This window comes from Deltaproteobacteria bacterium, from assembly GCA_021737785.1.
Lineage (GTDB): Bacteria > Desulfobacterota > DSM-4660 > Desulfatiglandales > Desulfatiglandaceae > AUK324.
The window spans coordinates 1-21,466 of sequence record JAIPDI010000070.1 but is presented as its reverse complement, the minus strand read 5'-3'; the positions used below and the strand labels follow the sequence as shown (position 1 = coordinate 21,466).

Below are 21,466 nucleotides of genomic sequence, written 5' to 3'. Positions count from 1 at the left end.
TTATTTATGTTGTCAAAGAGCATTTTTTAGATGCTTGGAACCGAAAGGAAAAAACTTACACTTTATCCGTTCGCCATTATGAGCATATGCTCATAATGGCGGCTTGATTGAGTTCTGACTTTTTACGAGACCGTCAAATTTTAGTGAGTGGTTCTACCATTGGCAATTCTAAAACAAATCTTTCTTTTGGCTCCTTCTTACGCTTTATTAAGTCTCTTCCATGCCTTTCATAAAGATCCTCTGCCAATCTCTCCAATGAAGCCGGTTTATCTGAGCGTTTTAAGGATGATCTGGCGATAACATTATATGTATGCAACTGATGATAAATGTAGCCATGTTGGATAGCCTTTTCATAATTCTCAGTCGCAGCCTCCAAGACACAACAACCATTCTCATATTTGCATGTGTATCCCAGATAATTTACAAAAATCTCAGCTTCATAATATTTTCTTATTTTACATGCCATTAATACAATATCTGAATGTTCAAATTTCAGGACAGAATCTTCATGCATATTGTTGAAGCAACTGATATTTATACCACAGAAAATTTGGTACAAAAAGACTATATATGAGATGGCTTCACAGATTTGCTCTTTGGAATAATACAAAATTTCAGAAGGATCAGCTTCATTATTGTTTTCATAATTTCTCATAAAAAGTATTTCTATGGTGGCCAAAAGGTCCTTTATTAATGTCTTTTTGCGCTTCTTTATCTCCTTTATTAAATCTATTTCGATTCGTTTTACGTTCGGCGCAAGCGATAGAAGAGTGTGTATCGATTTCAGATATGATACGATTTCTTTGGAAAGACCGAGGTTTTCTCGGTATTGAAGTGCATTTGAGGTCACGAATTCGAGTATTCTGGATTCCATGTTATATTTTGATGCGCGAAATAGACCATTTCGTTGCATTGCTTTTATGACTTTTCCCTTGTTTAGAAGTAATCCAGCAATAAACCAATTCAGGGCACGCCCTTTCTTGCCACCAACTAAAAAATTATCAATATTCTTAAATAGCGTTCCCCTTTCCTTTTTTTCCATATGATATCCAGAGAGTTTTCCTTTGAGTTTTTCGATATCATTTAGCCAAAAGGAACTAGACATTAGCCTTGATAATTCTTCGAAATTCATAACGAAACTATCCTGGAAAATATATATTGCGTATTCCGGTGAAGTCGGCCACCTGTTCCAGTGGATTCCGGCCACCTGTTCCAGTGGATTCCGGTCACCTGTTCCAGTGGATTCCGGTCACCTGTTCCGGATGATTCCGGCCGGTTATTCCGGTGGAAAGCGGCCACCGATTCCGGGGCATTCCGGCCACCCCGTGAATCGGAGCGAAGCGACGCTTGATTTTCTATTTTCAAGATTTGTTTTGATTCGTCAAGTTGGATTTTAATTTTCTCATTGATTGTCCTTTCAGGGTGATTTTGTAAGCGTTATGCACCAAGCGGTCAAGGATGGCATCAGCGATGGTTGGATCGCGGATATTGGCATGCCATTCCTGGATGGGGAGTTGGGCCGCAACGATGGTGGATGCCAGTGTGTGACTGTCCTCAACCACTTCGAGGAGGTCGCGTCTTTCCTGTGCGCTCATGGGAGAGAGGCCGAGTTTCTGATTGGGACCGTTTTTTGGCTGCCCATTTAATGATCCTGGAAGGAGTCCACTCCAGGTGCCTCTGATGGCTTTTAGGCATGTGTTCGGGGAGTGTGGTAAACCTTCTGCCCATGGTACGATCATGGAATGGCTCCATGGTGGCGATCATTAACACCATCGCACGGAAAGTTCCTTTGGCTCCAGGCTCTATCGTGATCGCTCATGGATTGAGCTTGACAATTCTCCCATTTAGGCTAAAATTGGGGAACGCATTCCCTCAAATTGTATTTAATTTGGGGAATTCGAGAGATCATTGCGTTTATGTAGCCAAGAAGGAACACTTGAGGTTGGCTATAAGCCTTGAACTTCTGAACCTTTAAACCAGTGAACGGATCCCTATGTTGATCGAGCGAACCATCCGCAAACATATTGAAGACAGGATGTTCAAGGGAAAAATCATCATTGTCTATGGAGCGAGGCAAGTCGGGAAAACGACGCTCATCAGGGACATCGAAGTGCGATACGATGCACAAAATCCGCTTTACCTCAATTGCGATGAGCCGGACATACGAGAACTCCTCACCACGAAAACATCTACGGAACTAAAAGAAACCATCGGCAATCATGAGCTCATTTTAATCGATGAAGCCCAGAGGGTTCCCGACGTCGGATTGACCCTGAAATTAATAGCGGACAGTTTCTCCAATATCCAGGTTATCGCAACCGGTTCCTCTTCGTTCGAGCTTTCCAGCAGTGTTGTCGAACCGCTTACCGGCAGAAAATTTGAATTTTATCTGTTTCCTCTTTCTGTTCAGGAATTATCAGCCGTCTATTCGCCTCTTGAAATCAAAAGGCTCATCGAAAACCGTCTGATCATGGGCATGTATCCTGAAGTTGTAACAAATCCCAGCGAATCCAAGGAGCTGATAGATGAGCTTGCCAGGAGCTACCTTTATAAGGATATTCTGACCTACCAGGGGCTTCGAAGCCCGGAAGCGCTGGAAAAGCTGGTACAAGCGCTGGCGCTCCAGATCGGCGGCGAAGTTTCATATAATGAGCTGGCAGGCATTGTGGGAATCGATAAGAAGACCGTTGATGCCTACATCCAGATACTCGAAAAGGCATTTGTTGTTTTCAGGCTGAACCCGTTTTCACGAAACCTCAGAAATGAACTCAAAAAACTGAGGAAGGTCTATTTCTATGACACCGGTATTCGAAACGCCGTGATTCGCAACCTCAACCCTATCCACCTTCGCCAGGATGCAGGGCAATTGTGGGAAAACTTTCTGATCAGCGAACGCATGAAATACAATCTAAACAACAGGGTCCATGTGAACGCCTATTTCTGGCGAAGCCACCAGCAACAGGAGATCGATTATCTGGAGGACAATGGCGGGCTTCTCTCCGGTTTTGAGATGAAGTGGGGCACTAAACGACATCGAATTCCAAAGGTTTTTCTCTCGACATACAAGGACAGCACCATAGAGAAAATCGACCGGAAGAATTTTATGCATTTCGTTTGTCCGGAAGACAGGTGACGGCACTTAAAAGATATAGGGAAGGATTGCAGGTTTAAAGGTTTAGAGGTTCAAAGGTTGAGGGGTTGGGGGCGGCCTTATGGCCAACCTTGAACCCTAAACCCGGACCTGGAACGGTTTATCCGCCGGTCTTTTGGCGGACTCCGACTCAGCTTCGTAAGCGTCCAGCCATTTTCGTCCTTGGCCGGATTAGAAATTTCTCAGGGATGTCAGAGCCGTTTCTTGGCGAATGCCCTGCCGGAGGGGCTCTTCAGATATGCCTCAAAATCGAGGGCTTTTTGGCGGTCTGTAAATGCAATGGCTGTTTTCACCCGCCAAGGTTTCAGTCTCGCTGTGTGTTGATTATGGCCTTGATTGTGGGACTCGAGTCGGGACTGCAGGTTTTCGGTGAAGCCGGTATAGAACCGGTTGGGGAACCTTTCGGATTCCAGGATATACGTGTAATAGAATTTCATCCGCTTCTGATTCTACACACAGGACTTCGAAGGAAAATTCCTTTACCTGGCGTGCCGAGCCGTAGCTTGGAGCGAAAAAGTCTCTTGGGTTTGGCCCGACTTCGCGCGGCATGCTTCGTCGCGGCAGCCTTCGCTTTCCGCTCTGCTCCAAGCGAAGGCTGGTCGGGGCGAGAGGATTTGAACCTCCGACACCCTGCTCCCAAAGCAGGTGCGCTACCAGGCTGCGCCACGCCCCGATGTCTCGATCCGTCGAATGCGGTATGGGTGAGTTTAGTCACTTGCAGGCGCAAAATCAAGTCCGTATTTGCGCATTAATTTCTTGACCTCCCAGGCGCTTCTATTATAGTGTCTGCGTACCCATGGGCACCTGTGTAAAGGCAGGAGAAGGGTTCCGCCCTACATCATCTGAAAATCGGGAGGCCTCATATGGACCTTTTCAGAAAGATCGGCATCGGAATTGTATCCATCATCCCCGCATTTGTATTGGGCGGCCTTATCTGGCAGTGGTTCGGATCCTGGCTGGCTGTTCTGGGGATGGTGATCATTGTGGGGATCTTTTCCGGCTCCGCCATCGCCGGAAAATTTTCCAGGGAACAGGGATAAAACCGGTTTTTTACCCATCCGTGGGTCAAGGGGGGATCGAACCCCGTGGTTCAGTCCCCCCTATTCGGCTTAGGCGATCCCCAGGCTGAACTTGAGGGATTTGAGGGTGTTTCTCATGAGCATGGTGATGGTCATGGGGCCTACACCGCCGGGAACAGGGGTAATATAGCCGGCAATCTCCTTGGCCGCATCAAAGTCCACGTCCCCTCTCAGTATGGCCACTTTTTTACCTGTCTTTTCGCTCACTTTCTCTCCCACGCGGTTGACCCCCACATCAATGACACAGGCCCCCGGTTTGATCCACTCGGGCTTTACGAGCCCTGGAACACCGGCCGCAACAATCAGGATATCGGCCCGCTTGCAATGGCCGGCCAGGTCCTTGGTCCGGGTATGAACGATGGTGACCGTGGAATTGGCGCCCGGGCCTTTCTGGACCATCATGTTGGCAATGGGCTTGCCCACGATATTGGAGCGGCCGACCACCACCACCTCGGCGCCGCTGGTCTCCACCCCGGCCCGTACGATCATCTCCTGAATGCCAGCGGGCGTACAGGGCGGAAATTTGACCTCTGAGCCCCCGATCATCAGCCTCCCCACGTTTACGGGATGGAACCCGTCCACGTCCTTGTCCGGATCGATGGCATTGAGCACCTTTTTCTCATTGATCTGCTTGGGAAGCGGCAACTGCACCAGGATCCCGTGGATTGAATCGTCCTTGTTATACTTGTCGATCAGGGCCAGGAGTGCTTCTTCGGAGATATCTTCAGGTTGATTATCCTGAATCTCTTTAAACCCGAGCTGGTTAGCGGTCTTTACCTTGAGCGTTACATAGGATATGGAGGCCGGATTCGCGCCCACCAGGATGGTCACCAGGCCGGGAACCTTGCCGTGTTTTTCCTTGATCTCCTTGACTTCCGCTTCGATTTCCTTGAGGATTTGTTCCCGAATGTCAGTCCCTTTAATCAATTTTGCCGTCATCTTGAATCTCCTTTGCTGAAAAGTTTGCACTCATCCGATAAATTCAGTAACCTTGAGAAAAAAGTTACAAAGTCCGCGTGGTTTGTGCATATCATACTCTCGGGCCGATATCAAATATTTTATGTGACCGTACACGGGTTGCAGGGTTTTCCTCTCATCCCCCCGGAAAAACCCGGCAATCGTAATCACCTGTTTACCTTGGTTTGCATAGGAGGGAATCGATGAAAGCCAACCTGATTTACATCACCGCAGGGAGTATGGATGAGGCCAGGGGTATCGCAAAGGCACTGGTCTCCAATCGATTGGCCGCATGTGCCAACATCATTGACAACATGAATTCCCTCTACTGGTGGAATGGAGAGATTCAGGAAGAGAGGGAGGTGATCCTTATCGCCAAGACGGTTGAGTCCCTGGTCCCCGAGGTGATCGACAAGGTTAAGTCGATGCACAGCTATGAATGCCCTTGTATCGTGAGCCTACCGATCATTGAAGGGAATCCGGCCTTCTTGGAGTGGATAGAGAAAGAGACCCGGTGAGATGGGGATGGATACCCGGCCCGTCACCCCTTGAGGGACCGCTTTTTTCTCATCATCAGCACCAGCAACACAACAATCGCGATGCCGAACACCACCAGTATGGCGATATTGTACTGGAGCATGATGTGGGCCATTCTTGCTTTTGCGTTTTCCCAATTGGCGCCGATCGTATAGCCCAGGGCGATCCAGATAAGGTTCCATAGGGAGGCGCTGACCAGCGCCAGGAGAATCACCTTGAGGGGCCTCAGCTGCAACATCCCCCCGGCGACGGATATGACCGAGCGGATACCGGGAAAGAATCGGTTCAGCAATATGAGAAAATAGCCGTATTTTTTAAACCATCCCTCGGCCCGTATAATATCGCTCGCCTTGAACAGGCGGTAATCCCGTTCAATAAAAAATCGCCTCCCCAGGATCCCCCCCACCCAGAAGAGGCATATGAAACCGAGCAGGCTCCCCGAGGTGGTCGCCAGATAGACCCCCATAAAAGAAAGCCTTCGGGCGCCCACCAGGAAGGCCCCGAAAGCGGTGATGGTATCCCCCGGTATGGGTGGGAAGACGTTTTCCACAAATGCGCTGACCCCCAGCAGAATATACACAAGGGTGTTGGGGAGTGCATCAAGGAAACCGAGGAAACTGTCTAGCCAGGGCAATGGACCTCCAAAGGCGCAAGGCGTCAGGCATAAGGCGCAGGCGCAGGGGGCGACGTTCATCGGCCGTCCTCTAACAGCCATCAGCCCGGCGCAAGCAACGAGCAACAAGTAAGGAGCTGAAAGCTCAAAGCTCAAGGCTCAAAGCGGCCAGCATCCGGAATCGCACTATTATTCTGTTTTCCACGCCAAAAGCAAGAGCTCTTTTTGCCTTGACGGGCTCATCGGCTTCTGGTATTTCAACATCTCTAAACAGGAGGTCGTATTCGTGGCAAACAAGAAGATCAGTAGAAAAGAACTGTTGAAAGGGCCGGATGAATTTCTGACCTTGTCCAGCAGGGCCGCCGTCTTTTTCGGCGCCCATGTGCGTGAATTAAAGATCGTCGGGATCGCCGTGGTGGTTATCGTTGCGGGCTATCTCTCCGTATATGCCTATATGGGTCATGTCAACAAAAAGGGCCAGGAGGCCTACAATCTTGCCTACAACGCCCTGACAGATACTGCGGAGCCCGGTGCAACACCTGGAGAAGAGGACCTCAAGGCCGCGGAAGACCTGTTTGAGCAGGTGATTGATCAATATGGGATGTCCAAGGCGGCCCGATTGGCACTGCCGCAGGTCGGTCATATTAAATTTACACAAGAGAACTATGAGGATGCCGTTCGTTACTATGACCGGTTTAAAGAAGAAATCTCCGGCCGTAAGGACTATGAAGATCTGACTTCGCTGGCCTTGGCCTCATGTTACGAAGCCAAGGGGGAGATGGAAAAGTCCATTTCCATCCTGAAGCCTCTTGTGGCGGACCCGGCCAATCCATTCAGGGAAACAGCCATGTTAAACCTGGAACGTGTATACCGGCTGGATAATCAGCCCGATAAGGCACACGACATTCTGGAAAAATTCGTAGAGGAATTTAAGACATCTCCCTTTTTATCGATGGCCAAGGCCCGCCTCTAGATGCACGTCCCGGAAATTCTACCCCGCCAAGGAGCGGAGACTGTGGTGTTGAACCGGATTGATGGAATAGTGAAATAATTTTCCATCCTTCCAACATCCCAATTGGGGCAAAACCCCTAAGTTTTTATCTGCGACAGTGGGCAGAACGTCCCCTTTCCTCTTGATGCCCGCGCAGGGCCCAGGGCCATGGATGCGCCATGCCGTGGGGTTCTCTTTCCTGCTTTTCTGCGGGTTGTGACTCTGATTCTGATTCGTTCCGGGACCGGACCGATGGTTTTTCTTGACAGTCCTCAAGACCTTTCTTTATAGTCATTTTGTAGCTGAAATATAGCTTTTCGGGAGGGGAAGTCATGATTATCACGGAGATTTTGGCCAGAAACGCCAGGATGTACAGGGATGAAATCGCCCTCATTGAAAGAGAACCTGCAAAAGGGAAACGGGTGGCCATCACCTGGAAGGAGTTCGATGAGACGGCCAACCGGATCAGCAATGCCCTCATCAAGAAGGGCATTCGAAAGGGGGACAAGGTCATTCACCTGATGATGAACTGCCTTGAATGGCTCCCCGCCTATTTCGGCATATTGAGAACCGGGGCCTGGGCAGTACCCCTCAATTTCCGCTTCTCGGCCGAAGATATCCGGTACTGTGCGGATATTGCAGAGGCAAAGGCGTTGATTTTCGGGGAAGAATTTGTGGATCGGATTGACGCCATTAAAGAAGACCTTCTGACCATCCACAGCTTTGTCTTTGTCGGACCGGAAGAGGTGCGGCCGGATTATGCCGAACCATTGGATGCCTTTATTCGGAACAGCCCTCCCCACAACCCCGATATTCCGATGGCGCTCCTGGACAATGCAGCGCTCTATTTTACCTCGGGCACCACCGGAACCCCCAAACCGATTCTCCTGACCCACCGGAACCTGGAAGCTGCCTGCGTGGTGGAAAACCGCCATCACAACCAGACCCACGATGACAATTTTCTCTGCATCCCCCCCCTCTACCATACCGGGGCCAAGATGCACTGGTTCGGGAACTTCATTGTGGGCGCGAGGGGGGTGATCTTGAAGGGGGTCAAACCTGAATGGATTCTTGAGGCGGTGAGCGAGGAGCAGGCAACCATTGTCTGGCTCCTGGTGCCGTGGGCCCAGGATATCCTGATCGCCATTGAAAACGGGGATGTCCATCTCAGCGACTACAAACTGGACCAGTGGCGATTGATGCACATCGGGGCCCAGCCCGTTCCCCCGAGCCTCATCAAGAACTGGAAAAAGGTATTTCCGAATCATGCCTACGACACCAATTACGGCTTGAGTGAAACCACCGGTCCGGGATGCGTCCACTTAGGGATGGAGAATCTCCACAAGGTCGGCGCCATCGGCGTCCCTGGTTTTGACTGGGAATACAAGGTCATGGACCTGGACGGCACTGAGGTCAAAAGGGGCGAACCGGGCGAACTTGCGGTGAAAGGTCCCGGCGTAATGAAGGAGTATTACAAGAACGCGGAGGCCACCCGGAGCACCCTGGTGGACGGATGGCTCCACACGGGCGATATGGCCCGGGTGGATGAAGACGGCTTCATCTGGCTGGTGGACCGGAAAAAAGACATCATCATTACGGGCGGCGAAAATATCTTCCCCGTGGAGATCGAGGAGTTTCTCATGGAAAACCGACAGGTCCAGGACGCGGCCGTCATCGGGATCCCTGACGAGCGGCTGGGGGAGATCGTCGCAGCGGTGATCAAGGTCAAGCCGGGGGCCACGTTGACCGAGGAGGATGTCATCGCATTCTGTGAAGGATTGCCGCGATACAAGCGGCCGCGCAAGATCATCTTCGGCGACGTGCCCAGAAATCCCACCGGAAAGATAGAAAAGCCCAAACTCAGAAAGCAGTATGCGGGTATGGCGGAGAGTTTCAGGATATAGGGAGAAGTGAAGATTCAGGGATTCAGGAATTCATGGATTGGAAATGCCGGGATGCTGGAATCCTGGAATATTGGAATTGACGGATTGGGATCTGTAAAATCTGCGCAATCGGCGGATGGGATTGAGGAATTTGGGGATTTGGCAATCTTGGTTTCCATTCCATTGGGGTGAAACCCTTCTTGCCGTTGTTTCACCGGGCCTTGTTAGGAGACATTTTTTGAATTTTTTAACCACCAACTGTTGGGAGGCGAAACATGCATAAGCTATTGACGGATACGCCGGGAGAAGAAATGCTCCTCCTGGGTAACGAGGGCATTGCCCGAGGCGCCCTGGAGGCAGGGGTCTCCTTTGCCACATGCTATCCGGGAACCCCTTCTTCCGAGATCCCGGAGAATTTTTTCAATATCAGCAGGGAAACGGACCTCTATTTTGAATATTCAACCAATGAAAAGGTGGCCCTCGAGGTGGCTGCCGGGGCCGCGGTCGCAGGACTGAGGACCATTGTGACCATGAAACACGTGGGAATGAACGTGGCCGCCGATCCGCTCATGACCCTTGCCTACGTGGGCATAAAGGGCGGCATGGTGATCATCAATGCGGATGATCCCTCCCTTTTCTCCAGCCAGAACGAGCAGGACAACCGCTACTTCGCCCGTCTTTCGGGTCTCCCCATGTTGGAACCCACCAACACCCAGGAGATGAAAGACATGACCGTGGCGGCCTTTGATCTGTCCGAGGAGCTGAAACTGCCTGTGATTATACGGACAACCACGCGGTTGGCCCATATTCGAGGGCCGGTCCGTCTGGGGGCGCTGAGACCGGTCCAGAAAAAGGCCCATTTTGAAAAAAATCCATTCCATTTCGTTACCGTGCCGGCCGTTTCCCGAAACCTCCACAAACTCCTGCTGGAAAAATATGATCAGGCCGCTCAAAAATCCGACAGCGGACCATACAACCAGATTATCGGCGATGGCAAATGGGGAATTGTGGCCAACGGGGTCAGCTTCAATTATGTGACCGATGCGGTCTCCGACCTGGGGATCAGGGATAAGGTCAGCATCCTCAAACTGGGATTTTCCTGGCCTCAACCCGAGACGCTCTCCATCCGCTTCCTGAAAGGCGTGGACAAGGTCCTGGTGGTTGAGGAACTGGAGCCCCTAAATGAAACCGAGCTGAAGGCCCTGGCCCATGAAAACGATATCTCCATATTGATCAAAGGCAAAGGCGTGGGAGCGTTTTCCCGTCTCTACGAGTACGATCCCGGAATGGTCCGGAAGGCGGTGGCCCAGTACTTCGGCATCGATTACACGCCCTACAAAGCGCTCGATATGTCGGACCTCCCGCCCCTTCCCGGAAGGCCGCCGAACCTGTGTGCGGGATGCCCCCACCGGGCAACCTACTATGCGGTCAAACAGGTCTATGGCGACGACGCCGTCTACCCGACGGACATCGGTTGTTATACACTGGGCGTCCTCCCCCCCATCTCCATGGCCGATTTTGTCATCTGCATGGGCTCATCCGTCAGCTCGGGCTGCGGGTTCTCCAAGGCCACGGATCAGAAGGTCGTCTCCTTTATCGGCGATTCCACCTTTTTTCACTCGGGCATTACCGGGCTGGTGAATGCCGTTCACAACCAACACAACTTCACCCTGGTGATCCTGGATAACGGGACCACGGCCATGACCGGCCACCAGATCCATCCGGGGGTCGATACCGTGCCGATGGGCGTCGAACGGACCCGCATCTCCATTGAAAACGTGGTCCGGGGACTGGGGGTGGAGGACGTTCACGTGGTGAAGCCGTTTAAGCTGAAAAAGACCGTTGAGGCGGTAAAGGCCGCCAGGGATTACGACGGCATATCGGTCATCATTTCACAGGAGATGTGTCCACTCTTTGCAAAGGCCACCAAGCAGTTCAAGAAGAGCCATGCATTTTACATCAATCGCGATAAGTGCAAAAACCACAGGGACTGCATCAATCTCCTGGCCTGTCCGGCCATGTACCTCGAGGGGGATCAGGTCGAGATCGACAAGAACCTCTGTATCGGATGTTCGGTCTGCGCGCAGGTCTGTCCGGAAAATGCAATTCTACCGCTCAAAGGATAAAAAGGGAGGCTTCTTATGGAGACAAAAAGACTGGTATTTATCGGCGTAGGGGGACAGGGCAACCTGTTGGCCTCCCGCCTGCTGGGAGAGGCCGCCCTCTCCATCGGGATACCCACGGTGGTGAGCGAGATCCACGGCATGGCCCAGAGGGGCGGCATTGTGGAATCGGCGGTCCTGTTGGGCAACGTGACCAGCCCCATCGTGTCCGCGGCCGAGGCCGACGTGCTTATCGGATTCGAGCCGCTGGAGACCCTGAGGGCCCTCGGAAAATGCAATCAGGACACCGTGGTGATCACCAACACCCATCCCCTCCCCCCCTTTACCGTAGCCGTCGGCCAGGGGGTCTATCCGCCGGTGGAGGAGAGTCTGAGACTGATCCGGAACAAGGTCCACAAGATGATTGCACTGGACGGAAACGCCATTGCAGAATCGGTCGGCAACCCCCTCTCCCTCAACATGGTGATGCTGGGGGCCTTGATCGGATCGGGAACCATTCCCATCGGCGCTGAAGAGATGAAAAAGATCCTCTCCACATCCACCAAAAAGGCCTTCCTGGAATCCAATCTGAAGGCCTTCGATATGGGGATGGAAAAGGCAATTGAGGTAAGTTCTGCTGAAAGGCAGGCCTAAAACGCCTGAGAAAATTGAAAGCCTGCTGCATGACCGGGCGCTGATGCCTTCTGCAGCAGGCTTTTCCAATTGTGGCCTGTAGTGACGGCCGTGGATTCAGGGAAAGGCTTTACAGAGTCGATATACAAGAAGGTTGGTTAACGCAAATATGCTTGCCAAGTCCAGATGAAAATGCGCCCTGTCATCAATCCCGATGATTGCTCTGGCTGAAGACGGCTGATCTCCCTCCCAAAATAGAACGTATAACGGCACATACGGCAACCCCGGTATGCGAATCGCCGTGTCCGCGCCATCGATCATCTCGCCGCCGACTGCAAGGGCACGATCGATCAGTTGACCGGGATCCTTGGCAAAGGCCTTGGCCAGCGGACCCGCGGCCACCGCGTGGGCACCCGTGAAAAACATCCGGCCCCCGGGAAGTTCCTGCGGCACTACCATACGGCCGCTGGGCGGCACCCCCTTGGAAGTGGCCAGAGTGGTGAGCAACACCACGCCGGCCTGATAGCTGACCCGATGATCGGCTCGGCCGGACTCTGTGATCTGCTTTTTATCCGGATCGACGGTATATTCGATCCCGATAATGGGCACTTTGAAGAGGGTTCCGTCCCATAGAGCGCCGACCGCCTCCGCTGCCTGTTGGGGAGACCGTTTTCTTAGGTCGTCCCACAACGCTTGAGGGATCTGATCTGCATATCTGAACAAGTCTTCCTGCGATGTCTTCATTTGCGCTGCGCTCCGACTCTGCGTTGTTGTCATATAGACCGCCTCTCCTCAAAAAAATATTCTCAAACCGCCTGCCCCGGTTCAACACATGATCCCACGAATCTGCATATTCGATGCTGAGTTGCGCTTCTCATTACCCATCATTCAATCATGCGTCAACAGCGGATGGGGTCGCTTCAGTGATGTTGCGCCGACTTCCATCCTTTATTCTTCGTCCAAACGGGCAGACTTTGATGCAAATGCCACAGATAGATCCACCGATTCCAGGTAAAATGGCATACTCCTTCGTGAGTCTCTCCACACATCGGGAAAAATACAAGGCCTCTTCCCTATCCTTGTAATGGCCCAACGTATTCACACCTTTGATTGCTTTTGCCGGGCATGCATCGCGGCACAATGTGCACTCCCCGCATCGGTTCTTTACAGGCGAATCAGCGAGTAGCGGTGCTTCTGTGAGTACGGTGACAAGACGTACTCTTGAACCGTATTGGGGCGTTATAAGGAGGAGGTTCTTTCCCTGCCAGCCCAATCCGGCCATCCGTGCCACGGCCTTGTGACTGATTGCCCCATGCCAGTTTTCTCGATCAAGGACCTGGGATGCCGGGATGGGAAGGCTATGGTAGCCCTCTTTCTGAAATGCCACAGTGGTACGAAATGCAATCTCATCCAAAATACGATTGGCGGTCTGATACACTGCGCCATAAATCGGCGTGGGCCTGTCCGAGATTGCCTCAAAAACGGGAATTGGAAGCTGAACGGCAATTGAAACGGCTCGCGTAACGCCATGTAACAAATCAGGAGGGTCGACCTTGAGCCCATGCAACGGCGCGACCTCAGCCACCCCAACTAAATCAGCCCCCCAATCAGCAATCCTGGCCTTTACTCGTTTGGTGTATTCAGATGATATCATCTGTTGCCTCCCTCCCCCATGCCCAGCTGTAGACAGATCAGAATCACCGGCCGGTAAACGAAATCACAATCAGATCAATCTTTCGATTTCAACCTTGGCGGCAACGAGTGTTTGCCATTGGGTTTTCCGAACCTGCTCCAAAAACGCAAGCCTTCTTTCATTATCCTGTCAGGTTTTTCTTGATGGTCCCCGTTGTCAGGGCACACTGCCCCCAGGCAATAGGCCCCCACGCTCAGGTTCCACATATCAGCGGTGTCTTTTAGAGGTTCAATAAAGGCGAGATAATCCTCATTTTTTCGGAAAACAGCCTCTCCCCATCTCCCCCTGTTCATTACATGGTATCAAGCATCCGGATATTCCATTCTCAGCGGTCTGGACATAATCCTGCTTTACAGCAACGCAGAATATGAGTCAAGCGTAGACCCCTTTAATTTATCTTTCATGCCATCTCAATTCGAGAAACAGCCTATCATGTGGGATTGTGGGAAGTATGCTTTGTGAAATGATCGGTGATTTCCGGTTTTCATAAAAATACAAGATGTTATTTAGCCAGGATGGCTTGGTGAAAGACTATCCCCTATTTCTATGGAATTCAAGGAATTCAGACGGAGAAAGGACCGTAACGCCTTCTCGATATTCAGAAGGATAGTGAACGGCATTCCCGGTTATCAGGCAGCTTGCCCGGCTGGCCACAGCGGCCTCGAGGAAGGGTTCATCGTCTGGGTCCGGCAAGTGATTTTTGAGGGTGGAACTCGAAACGACCAAGGCGTAGCGATCAATAAAATCAAGGAGTGTGTTGACACGTTCTTCGTCGAAATCGAATTTGGGACGGTGAAGAACCTCCCGATATTCTGACAATATCCGTGCATCCACGTGTAATACGAGTTCACCGGAGGACACCATGTTTACAATTTTGCCGCTGGGGCCGAAGGGCGTCAGCAGCCCGGAGACGAGAACATTCGTGTCCAGTACGACGTTCACTTCCGCCTCTCTGCCCTTACGGCGGCTATCTCGGACTCGATTTCATCCATGGATATGCTGTCGGTTCCTTTTTGCAGAGATTCGTACTGAATAGATGCAACGGCTTCGACTGCCCGAGCCCGACGAAATGAGTTCAGGACTTCTTCAAGGTTCTTTTCATCTATAGACGAAAGGATGGCAATCGGTTTGCCGTTGCTGGTAACAATCATCTCCTTTTCCAGCGGCAGTTCCCGCCAGACTTGGGATGATTTTGCCTTCAGGTCTCTTACACTCAAAAATCTCATATCACCCTACCTCCATTGAGACGCAACTGTAGACTCAATTATAACCCCAAATGAGTTTCGATGCAACCCCAATTGCATCCCTGCGGTTTATTGCCGTCACTGTCTGTAAAATCGGTTCAGCAGCGCCCACTTGAGACCCCCACCATAGTTTGTCACGCGAGTCAACAACGCCCCCAAGGCCCACTTGTCATTTTTTATAAGCAGCCACTACCTCTCCGTTTTTGCAAAACAATGGCTGTAGCGCCGAGAAGAAGCAACCCAAAAAGGATCATTCCCCATTCATTTAGGGTTGGGATCGACCGATCAAACATGAAATCTTCAACACTTGTTGCAGTCCCATCATCCGTGGTTACGGTTACTTTGCCTGTCGCCCCATGACCCACTACCGCCCTGATTTGCGTTGTTGTATCGACTGTAAAACTGTACGCATGCGTGTTCCCAAATTTGACTGTTATATCGGTAGAGGTAAAGTTCGTGCCGATGATTATTACGATCGTGCCTGGTCCTCCGCTTTTGGGATTGAAGTCTGTGATGGTTGGGGCCTGCTTACTGGTGGTAAAAGAAACCTCATTGCCGTAGAATGTTCCTATCGCATCCGTTGCATAGGCCCTGACATAGTAGGTGGTATTGGGGGTCAGCCCTGTCATATTGGAAGTGAATGCGCCGGTGGAGCTGACCGGACCTTGTCGTGTTCTGCTGCCCGCTATTGTCGGAGTCCCGGTGGCGCTCCAGCAAATGCCGTGTTGCGTGGGAGGGGGTGAGCCGAGATCCGTGATATTTCCGTTTCCGGTTGCCGTGGTGGTGCCGATGTTGGTTACCGCCTGCGTGGTCACCGTTGCGGCCTGCGATCTGGTGATAAAAGAAACTTCGTTGCCGTATGATGTACCGGCCGCATTGGTTGCATAGGCCCTGACATAGTAGGTGATATTGGGCGACAGCCCTGTCATATGGGATACAAACGGGCCGGTTGTGCTTGTCGGACCTTCTTCAGTTTTGCTGCCCGCTATTGTCGGAGTCCCGGTGGTGTTCCAGCAAACGCCGTGTTGTATGGGAGGGGGGGAACCGAGATCCGTGACATCTCCGTTACCGTCCGCCGAGGTGTTACCGATGCCGCTGATCGCCTGGGTGGTCACCGCTGGGGCCTGCGCACTGGTGGTAAAAGAAACCTGGGTGCCGTACGCGATTCCAGCGGGATTTATGGCATAGGCCCTGACATAGTAGGTGGTGTCGGACGACAGCCCTGTCATATGGGATACGAATGGCCCGGTGGCGCTGACAGACCCGTCTTCAGTTTTGCTGCCCGCTATTGTCGGAGTCCCGGTGGTGTTCCAGCAAACGCCGTGTTGTGTGGGATCTGGAAAACCGAGATCCGTAATATTTCCATTCCCGTTCGCAGATATGTTGCCGATGCCGCTGACCGTCTCTGTGGTCACCGTTGGGGCCTCCTCACTGGTGGTAAAAGAAACTTCGTTGCCGTATGAGGTTTCGGCCGCATTCGTTGCATAGGCCCTGACATAGTAGGTGGTATCTGGGGACAGCCCTGTCATATGGGATACAAATGGCCCGGTGGCGCCGACCGGCCCGTCTTCTGTTTTGCTGTCCGCTGTTGTCGGAGTTCCACTGGTGTTCCAGCAGACGCCGTGCTGGGTGGGAGGGGGAGAACCGAGATCCGTGATATTTCCGTTCCCGTCCGCCGAGGTGTTACCAATGCCGCTGACCGCCTGCGTGGTCACCGTTGGGGCCTCCTTACTGGTGGTAAAACAGACCTGATGGCCGTAGAATGTTCCAACCGTATCCGTTGCATAGGCCCTGACATAGTAGGTGGTATCGGGGGACAGGCCTGTCATATGGGATACAAATGGCCCGGTGGCGCCGACCGGCCCTTCTTCTGTTTTGCTGTCCGCTATTGTCGGAGTTCCGGTGGTGTTCCAGCAAACCCCGTGTTGCGTGGGAGGGGGGGATCCGAGATCCGTGATATTTCCGTTCCCGTCTGCCGTAGTGGTGCCGATGTTGGTTACCGCCTGTGTGGTCACTGTTGCGGCCTGCGATCTGGTGGCAAAAGAAACTTCATTGCCATATGATGTCCCGGCCCCATTCGTTGCATAGGCCCTGACATAGTAGGTGATATCGGACGACAGCCCTGTCATATGGGAGGTGAACGGACCGGTGGCGCTGACAGACCCCTCTTCAGTTTTGCTGTCCGCCGTTGTCGGAGTGCCACTGGTGTTCCAGCAGACGCCGTGCTGAGTGGGATTTGGAGAACCGAGATCCGTAATATTTCCGTTTCCGTCCGCTGAAGCGTTACCGATGCCGCTGACCGCCTGTGTGGTCACCGTTGGGGTTTGAGTATTGGTGGTAAAAGAAACTTCATCGCCGTATGCGGTTCCAACAGAATTCGTTGCGTAGGCCCTGACATAGTAGGTGGTATTGGGGGACAACCCTGTCATAGGGGAAGTGAACGGCCCGGCGACGCCGACCGGCCCGTCTTCTGTTTTGTTGTCTGCGATTGTCGGAATTCCGGTGGTGTTCCAGCAGACGCCGTGCTGGGTGGGATTTGAATAGCCGAGATCCGTAATATTTCCGTTCCCCGTTGCCGTAGTGGCGCCGATGCCGGTGACTGCCTGTGTGGTCACGGTGGGGACTGGACATGTTACGGTTATGCTTGCGCTAACGACTTTCCGCAGAGCGTTGGGAACTTTTGTGGTCGCGAAATTGATGTAGAACTTACACTCCATTTCCTGGGTGACGGTTCCCTCCAGTCTTAGAGTCGCTCGTTCATTGACTGCAAGAGAGGGAATCGACCACACACCCATATGATAGCTCCCTTTGAGTGGCGTTATAACAACATCTGCGAACGCGGAGGGCATAACATCCTCGATCAGAACATGTTGTGCGTCACTGGGCCCATTATTCGTGGCAGTCACCTCGAAGAGAACCCTGTCGCCTACATTCGGTCTTTCATAGTCCACTGTTTTTTCAAGAGCAACACGGGCCACGGTTACTACCCCGGTGGTTATAGAGGTGGAAACCGGATCGGGATAGGTGGTTGATGTTACGGATGAGCTATTTGTTAAAAGTGTGCCGTTTGGTGTACCTGGATCCACAGATCCAATTATCCAGACGCTCTTAACATGATCGACGGGTATCGTTTCAAGATCCACGTATCCTGAACCGGGCGGCCAGTTTTGCCAGGGCCCGACTTCACTAAAAAGAGAATACCGGACGTTATTCAGATACGGTGGGATAGCATCCGTAAGCTGTACGTTTTCTGCTTGGCTCGGCCCGCTGTTATGCACTTTTATAGTGTAGATAATATCCTGCCCGGCCTTGACCGGATCGGAAGACGCTGTTTTTGTAATCGAGAGAAATGACAATGCATCCACTTTAACTGATGTATGGACCGTTTGCCAGCCAGCCGCCGCTGTAATATCAGCATCTCCAATATCGGTTGCGGTGAAGGTAGATGTCGCGCTACCGCTACTTGTTGGGGGTTCCAGTGGATTTAGGCTCCCCACACGCGGTATGCTTGCAATTTCAAAGGCGACCCGTATTCCGTCCGGAACATGGCCGTGTTCGGGGTCATGATAATTGCCGGAACTGTCATGGCTCAAATCTGCCGTGATCGTCGATGTATTCAGCGGGGCGAAATCGTAAATTTTTTCAGGGTTCGCATCAGCGCTCAACACCAGGTATGGTGTATAGTCCACGTTGGCGCCTTTTATTTGGCTCCCCGGATCATCGTTAGAACCCCACCAGTTGTACTCTGCAGTTACATTGCCGGGAGGAAAAAGACTAAGGCTAGATTCAGTCGAAATGCCAGTATTCATATGACCGTCCAGTAAACTCGATATGCTGTTGAAACTGACATTATCCGATGAAGAACTAAGGCTAGACTCGGTCGAAATGCCAGTGTTCACAAGAGCATCCAGTAAACTCGATATGCTGTTGAAACTGACATTATCCGATGAAGAAGCCATGAACCATAGGCCAATTAAATCAACCGCAATCCTGTTTTGAAAGATGATGGTATCTTTTGAAAGTTGCAACCCGATTCCAACGGCTACCGCCTCTATGGTGTTATCATGAATCGAAGATGCATTATCCCTGAGAGAATCTATTCCAAATCCACAAAGCGAAATATGATTTTCATAGATATTGTTGAGGTTCTGTTCCTTGAATAAATTCAAGTTCTCGAGGAATATGCCACTGATGAGGCACTCTGCGATGGTGTTATTGTGGACCGAATTGCTTTCTTTATTCCAACGGAAATCGACAACTTGTTGTATCAGGATTCCAAACTCTTTATTCCATTTAACGATGTTACCATAAATATCGTTCAAGGCGGAATCACGCAGAGATATTCCCTGATGATGCTCGATTACCCTGTTGTCATGGATCTGGTTGGAAGAGGATAATAACACATGGATTCCAGTGAAGTTTTTTTTCAACACGTTGTTGTAGACTTCGTTATTGTCCTTTGATTGAAGAGGGCTGTTACCGGTACTAAGCCGGATTCCTGCTTGGTGTGGTTGGGCACAGTTGGATATGGATTGGGTGTATGGGCTTGATCCAAAGATTTTGTTCTGTTTTCCATTGATATAGATTCCATTCTGCTGAATATTGTCGATGGTGTTGTCACTTATTATATTGTTGTCGCCTGTGATGTGGATTGCGTCTTTCCCAATTGGTTGGGTGTTTTTTAGGGTGTTCGTGGAGATGTGGTTATAGGCTCCTTCGCTGTACACATTGTGGTCGCCGTTATCCGATATGGTGTTTCCGGTGATGTGGTTGTAGTCTTGCTTGGCGTGGATCCCGTACTTCCCATTGGCTTCAATGGTATTCCCGCTGATTGTTGTTGGCGCTGTCTGGCTAGATTTTTCACTATAGATGCCATCCTTGCCACTGCTCTTACCATTGCTCGAAATAGTGTTTCCGGAGATGGTGTTTCCTGCCTCCGTACTGTGAATTCCGAAATTTCCATTATCGGTAATCTGGTTATTCGCGATAGGATTATACGATCCTTCAATTTTAACCCCGTCTTCACCTGAGTCTGTAATGTTGTTCCCGGTGATCTGGTTGTAGTCTTGCTTGGCGTGGATCCCGAAATTTCCATTACCTTCAATGGTATTCCCGCTGATTGTTGTTGGTGCTGTCTGGCTTGATTTCTCACTGTAGACGCCATCCTTGCCATTGCTCGAAATAGTGTTTCCGGAGATGGTGTTCCCCACGCCGGTGCTATGAATTCCAAAATGCCCATTGTTCCGGATGTGGTTATCCTTTATATGGCAGCTGTCTGCGCCATCCAGGCGGACTCCGTCATCTGATGTTGCTCCGGCCAGTGTCAAGCCCTGGATGGTTGAGCCGCTTCCGGATGACTTTATTATGATACAGGGGTCTGAACCTTTTTTGGCGTTGACGGTGACGCCTCCATCTCCAGCATTTTTTATGGTGAGCTGCTTTTTGACTTCAATGTTCTCGGTGTAAGTGCCTGTATGCACGATAATCGTGTCTCCAGCAGATGCGCTATTTACAGCGTCTTGAATTTTATCCCCTGGGTATACGTCGATGGTCGCTCCAAGGCCGATGACTGGAGACAACAGTACGGCGATTGCCATAACATAAAGGATTGCGTGTTTAGGAAAGCTTCTTCTTTCCACCACGGCTCCCTCCTTTTCTAAAATAGCCTGTGAGATGCGGGTCGTCCGGTTCGCCATAAATCTCTGAGGTTGTCGGTTCTGCTCATGGGTCTCTTCTCAAGACGCCTGTCAGGCAGCGCGGGCCGCTCCCGTAGGCCATGCTCTCGCTATAGGGCTGCACGATGGTCTCGATGCCGCGCTTTCGGTATTCGCGACCGAGGCGCTCATATTCTTTTGCCATGATGACGGTATTTTCATTGATCATAAGGCTGTTCGCTCCAAAATGGCTCTCCTCTCCCGGCTCTATCTTCACCTCGATCTTGTCCCAATCCCAAAGCGGTTTGGGCAGTTCTTTCACCAACTCGGGATAATACGTGAGTAAACCCTGCCGATTAAGCATCAGGACTGTATCAAGGTGCAGAACGTTTCCGGCCAACGGGATCTTATAAATTGTATATTCCGTTCCCAAAAAATGCCTGAGCCAGTCTATGCCCGCATCGCTGGTAGCCAAGCCAGAATGACCGACATAGATGTTGTTCCCGTCCAGCATAATATCGCCGTTTTCCAGATATATGTCATCCTCCGTATAATGCGGCGAGGCTGGTGGAAGTGCAACATAGCGCACGTCACTGTCTTTAATCAGCGGTTCAAGGACAGGTCGTACGGTATATATCTGCTTCCTGCGAAATGGATAGCGCAGATTATTGAGCAGGATGCAGTTCTGACCGATGAAACGGAAGAAGTCGGCGCCACCGCTGTAGACCGCACCCTTCTGCACGTTGTCGAGGAAGGTCGCCTCCTCAGGATACCGGAACGGAATATTGCGAGGGAGCATTACCGGTTTGTTAACAAAAATTGATGGCTAAAGTGGAAGCTGGCCATTTTTGTACTTCTCGAAGACCTTTTGGTAGGTCCCATTGTATATCGCACAGCGGATTCTGAGCATTGCATTTCCAGTCTCCTTG

18 protein-coding genes and 1 tRNA gene are annotated in these 21,466 nt (G+C 51.3%); 7 read left to right on the top strand and 12 right to left on the bottom strand.

Annotation, left to right across the window (positions count from 1 at the left end; genetic code table 11):
• Positions 1-133 precede the first annotated feature (133 nt).
• A complete protein-coding gene (locus tag K9N21_22225; protein MCF8146634.1) occupies positions 134-1,132 on the bottom strand; it encodes a hypothetical protein in 999 nt (332 codons plus the stop codon).
• 229 nt (positions 1,133-1,361) lie between these two features.
• Positions 1,362-1,739: an ATP-binding protein gene (locus K9N21_22220; protein MCF8146633.1), complete on the bottom strand. Its 378-nt coding sequence runs from the start codon at positions 1,737-1,739 to the stop codon at positions 1,362-1,364.
• A gap of 257 nt (positions 1,740-1,996) precedes the next feature.
• Here K9N21_22220 and K9N21_22215 point away from each other — a divergent pair, with 257 nt between their 5' ends.
• Entirely contained in the window at positions 1,997-3,133 is a 1,137-nt protein-coding gene (locus tag K9N21_22215; protein MCF8146632.1) for an ATP-binding protein, read from the top strand.
• 209 nt (positions 3,134-3,342) lie between these two features.
• On the opposite strand, the gene K9N21_22210 is transcribed toward K9N21_22215, so the two are convergent.
• The gene (locus K9N21_22210) at positions 3,343-3,588 is read right to left on the bottom strand and encodes a GIY-YIG nuclease family protein (GenBank protein MCF8146631.1); all 246 of its coding nucleotides are present in this window, start codon (positions 3,586-3,588) and stop codon (positions 3,343-3,345) included.
• Positions 3,589-3,747: 159 nt separating this feature from the next.
• Positions 3,748-3,824, bottom strand: a tRNA-Pro gene (locus K9N21_22205).
• Between the two features lie 190 nt (positions 3,825-4,014).
• Here K9N21_22205 and K9N21_22200 point away from each other — a divergent pair.
• A complete protein-coding gene (locus K9N21_22200) occupies positions 4,015-4,191 on the top strand; it encodes a hypothetical protein (protein MCF8146630.1) in 177 nt (58 codons plus the stop codon).
• Positions 4,192-4,260: 69 nt separating this feature from the next.
• Here K9N21_22200 and folD read toward each other — a convergent pair whose 3' ends face one another.
• On the bottom strand, positions 4,261-5,169 hold the full coding sequence (gene folD / locus K9N21_22195) for a bifunctional methylenetetrahydrofolate dehydrogenase/methenyltetrahydrofolate cyclohydrolase FolD (GenBank protein ID MCF8146629.1): 909 nt from the start codon (positions 5,167-5,169) through the stop codon (positions 4,261-4,263).
• A gap of 221 nt (positions 5,170-5,390) precedes the next feature.
• On the opposite strand from folD, the gene K9N21_22190 reads away from it, so the two are divergent.
• Positions 5,391-5,705 carry a divalent-cation tolerance protein CutA gene (locus K9N21_22190; GenBank protein ID MCF8146628.1) on the top strand — a complete coding sequence of 105 codons (315 nt, stop codon included), beginning with the start codon at positions 5,391-5,393 and terminating at the stop codon, positions 5,703-5,705.
• 23 nt (positions 5,706-5,728) lie between these two features.
• Here K9N21_22190 and K9N21_22185 read toward each other — a convergent pair whose 3' ends face one another.
• A complete protein-coding gene (locus tag K9N21_22185; GenBank protein ID MCF8146627.1) occupies positions 5,729-6,358 on the bottom strand; it encodes a DedA family protein in 630 nt (209 codons plus the stop codon).
• Between the two features lie 265 nt (positions 6,359-6,623).
• Here K9N21_22185 and K9N21_22180 point away from each other — a divergent pair, with 265 nt between their 5' ends.
• The 4 genes from K9N21_22180 (at position 6,624) to K9N21_22165 (ending at position 11,967) form a co-directional block, all read left to right on the top strand.
• A complete protein-coding gene (locus K9N21_22180; GenBank protein MCF8146626.1) occupies positions 6,624-7,310 on the top strand; it encodes a hypothetical protein in 687 nt (228 codons plus the stop codon).
• A 350-nt stretch (positions 7,311-7,660) separates the two neighbouring features.
• Positions 7,661-9,232: an AMP-binding protein gene (locus tag K9N21_22175; protein MCF8146625.1), complete on the top strand. Its 1,572-nt coding sequence runs from the start codon at positions 7,661-7,663 to the stop codon at positions 9,230-9,232.
• Between the two features lie 254 nt (positions 9,233-9,486).
• Positions 9,487-11,337, top strand: coding sequence for an indolepyruvate ferredoxin oxidoreductase subunit alpha (iorA, locus tag K9N21_22170; GenBank protein ID MCF8146624.1), 1,851 nt, complete (start codon positions 9,487-9,489; stop codon positions 11,335-11,337).
• A gap of 15 nt (positions 11,338-11,352) precedes the next feature.
• The gene (locus K9N21_22165) at positions 11,353-11,967 is read left to right on the top strand and encodes an indolepyruvate oxidoreductase subunit beta (GenBank protein ID MCF8146623.1); all 615 of its coding nucleotides are present in this window, start codon (positions 11,353-11,355) and stop codon (positions 11,965-11,967) included.
• Positions 11,968-12,063: 96 nt separating this feature from the next.
• Here K9N21_22165 and K9N21_22160 read toward each other — a convergent pair whose 3' ends face one another.
• The 6 genes from K9N21_22160 to K9N21_22135 all read right to left on the bottom strand — a co-directional run bounded on the left by K9N21_22160 (position 12,064) and on the right by K9N21_22135 (position 21,336).
• Complete coding sequence (locus tag K9N21_22160) at positions 12,064-12,690, bottom strand: DUF3786 domain-containing protein (GenBank protein ID MCF8146622.1); 627 nt, start codon at positions 12,688-12,690, stop codon at positions 12,064-12,066.
• Between the two features lie 148 nt (positions 12,691-12,838).
• On the bottom strand, positions 12,839-13,600 hold the full coding sequence (locus K9N21_22155) for a 4Fe-4S dicluster domain-containing protein (protein ID MCF8146621.1): 762 nt from the start codon (positions 13,598-13,600) through the stop codon (positions 12,839-12,841).
• 570 nt (positions 13,601-14,170) lie between these two features.
• Positions 14,171-14,581 carry a putative toxin-antitoxin system toxin component, PIN family gene (locus tag K9N21_22150; GenBank protein MCF8146620.1) on the bottom strand — a complete coding sequence of 137 codons (411 nt, stop codon included), beginning with the start codon at positions 14,579-14,581 and terminating at the stop codon, positions 14,171-14,173.
• Positions 14,578-14,865, bottom strand: a complete 288-nt coding sequence (locus tag K9N21_22145) for a type II toxin-antitoxin system Phd/YefM family antitoxin (GenBank protein MCF8146619.1) — start codon at positions 14,863-14,865, stop codon at positions 14,578-14,580. Before K9N21_22145 ends, K9N21_22150 begins: the two co-directional genes overlap by 4 nt.
• Before the next feature lie 194 nt (positions 14,866-15,059).
• Positions 15,060-20,525: an IPTL-CTERM sorting domain-containing protein gene (locus K9N21_22140; protein ID MCF8146618.1), complete on the bottom strand. Its 5,466-nt coding sequence runs from the start codon at positions 20,523-20,525 to the stop codon at positions 15,060-15,062.
• Between the two features lie 79 nt (positions 20,526-20,604).
• Positions 20,605-21,336, bottom strand: coding sequence for a hypothetical protein (locus K9N21_22135; protein ID MCF8146617.1), 732 nt, complete (start codon positions 21,334-21,336; stop codon positions 20,605-20,607).
• Positions 21,337-21,466 lie beyond the last annotated feature (130 nt).

Excerpts from the sequence above, each read along its gene's own strand:
- K9N21_22225 (MCF8146634.1), bottom strand. The coding sequence starts at position 1,132 with ATGAATTTCGAAGAATTATCAAGGCTAATGTCTAGTTCCTTTTGGCTA.
- K9N21_22220 (MCF8146633.1), bottom strand. The coding sequence starts at position 1,739 with ATGATCGTACCATGGGCAGAAGGTTTACCACACTCCCCGAACACATGC.
- K9N21_22210 (MCF8146631.1), bottom strand. The coding sequence starts at position 3,588 with ATGAAATTCTATTACACGTATATCCTGGAATCCGAAAGGTTCCCCAAC.
- K9N21_22200 (MCF8146630.1), top strand. The coding sequence starts at position 4,015 with ATGGACCTTTTCAGAAAGATCGGCATCGGAATTGTATCCATCATCCCC.
- folD (MCF8146629.1), bottom strand. The coding sequence starts at position 5,169 with ATGACGGCAAAATTGATTAAAGGGACTGACATTCGGGAACAAATCCTC.
- K9N21_22190 (MCF8146628.1), top strand. The coding sequence starts at position 5,391 with ATGAAAGCCAACCTGATTTACATCACCGCAGGGAGTATGGATGAGGCC.
- K9N21_22175 (MCF8146625.1), top strand. The coding sequence starts at position 7,661 with ATGATTATCACGGAGATTTTGGCCAGAAACGCCAGGATGTACAGGGAT.
- iorA (MCF8146624.1), top strand. The coding sequence starts at position 9,487 with ATGCATAAGCTATTGACGGATACGCCGGGAGAAGAAATGCTCCTCCTG.
- K9N21_22165 (MCF8146623.1), top strand. The coding sequence starts at position 11,353 with ATGGAGACAAAAAGACTGGTATTTATCGGCGTAGGGGGACAGGGCAAC.
- K9N21_22160 (MCF8146622.1), bottom strand. The coding sequence starts at position 12,690 with ATGAAGACATCGCAGGAAGACTTGTTCAGATATGCAGATCAGATCCCT.
- K9N21_22155 (MCF8146621.1), bottom strand. The coding sequence starts at position 13,600 with ATGATATCATCTGAATACACCAAACGAGTAAAGGCCAGGATTGCTGAT.
- K9N21_22145 (MCF8146619.1), bottom strand. The coding sequence starts at position 14,865 with ATGAGATTTTTGAGTGTAAGAGACCTGAAGGCAAAATCATCCCAAGTC.
- K9N21_22135 (MCF8146617.1), bottom strand. The coding sequence starts at position 21,336 with ATGCTCCCTCGCAATATTCCGTTCCGGTATCCTGAGGAGGCGACCTTC.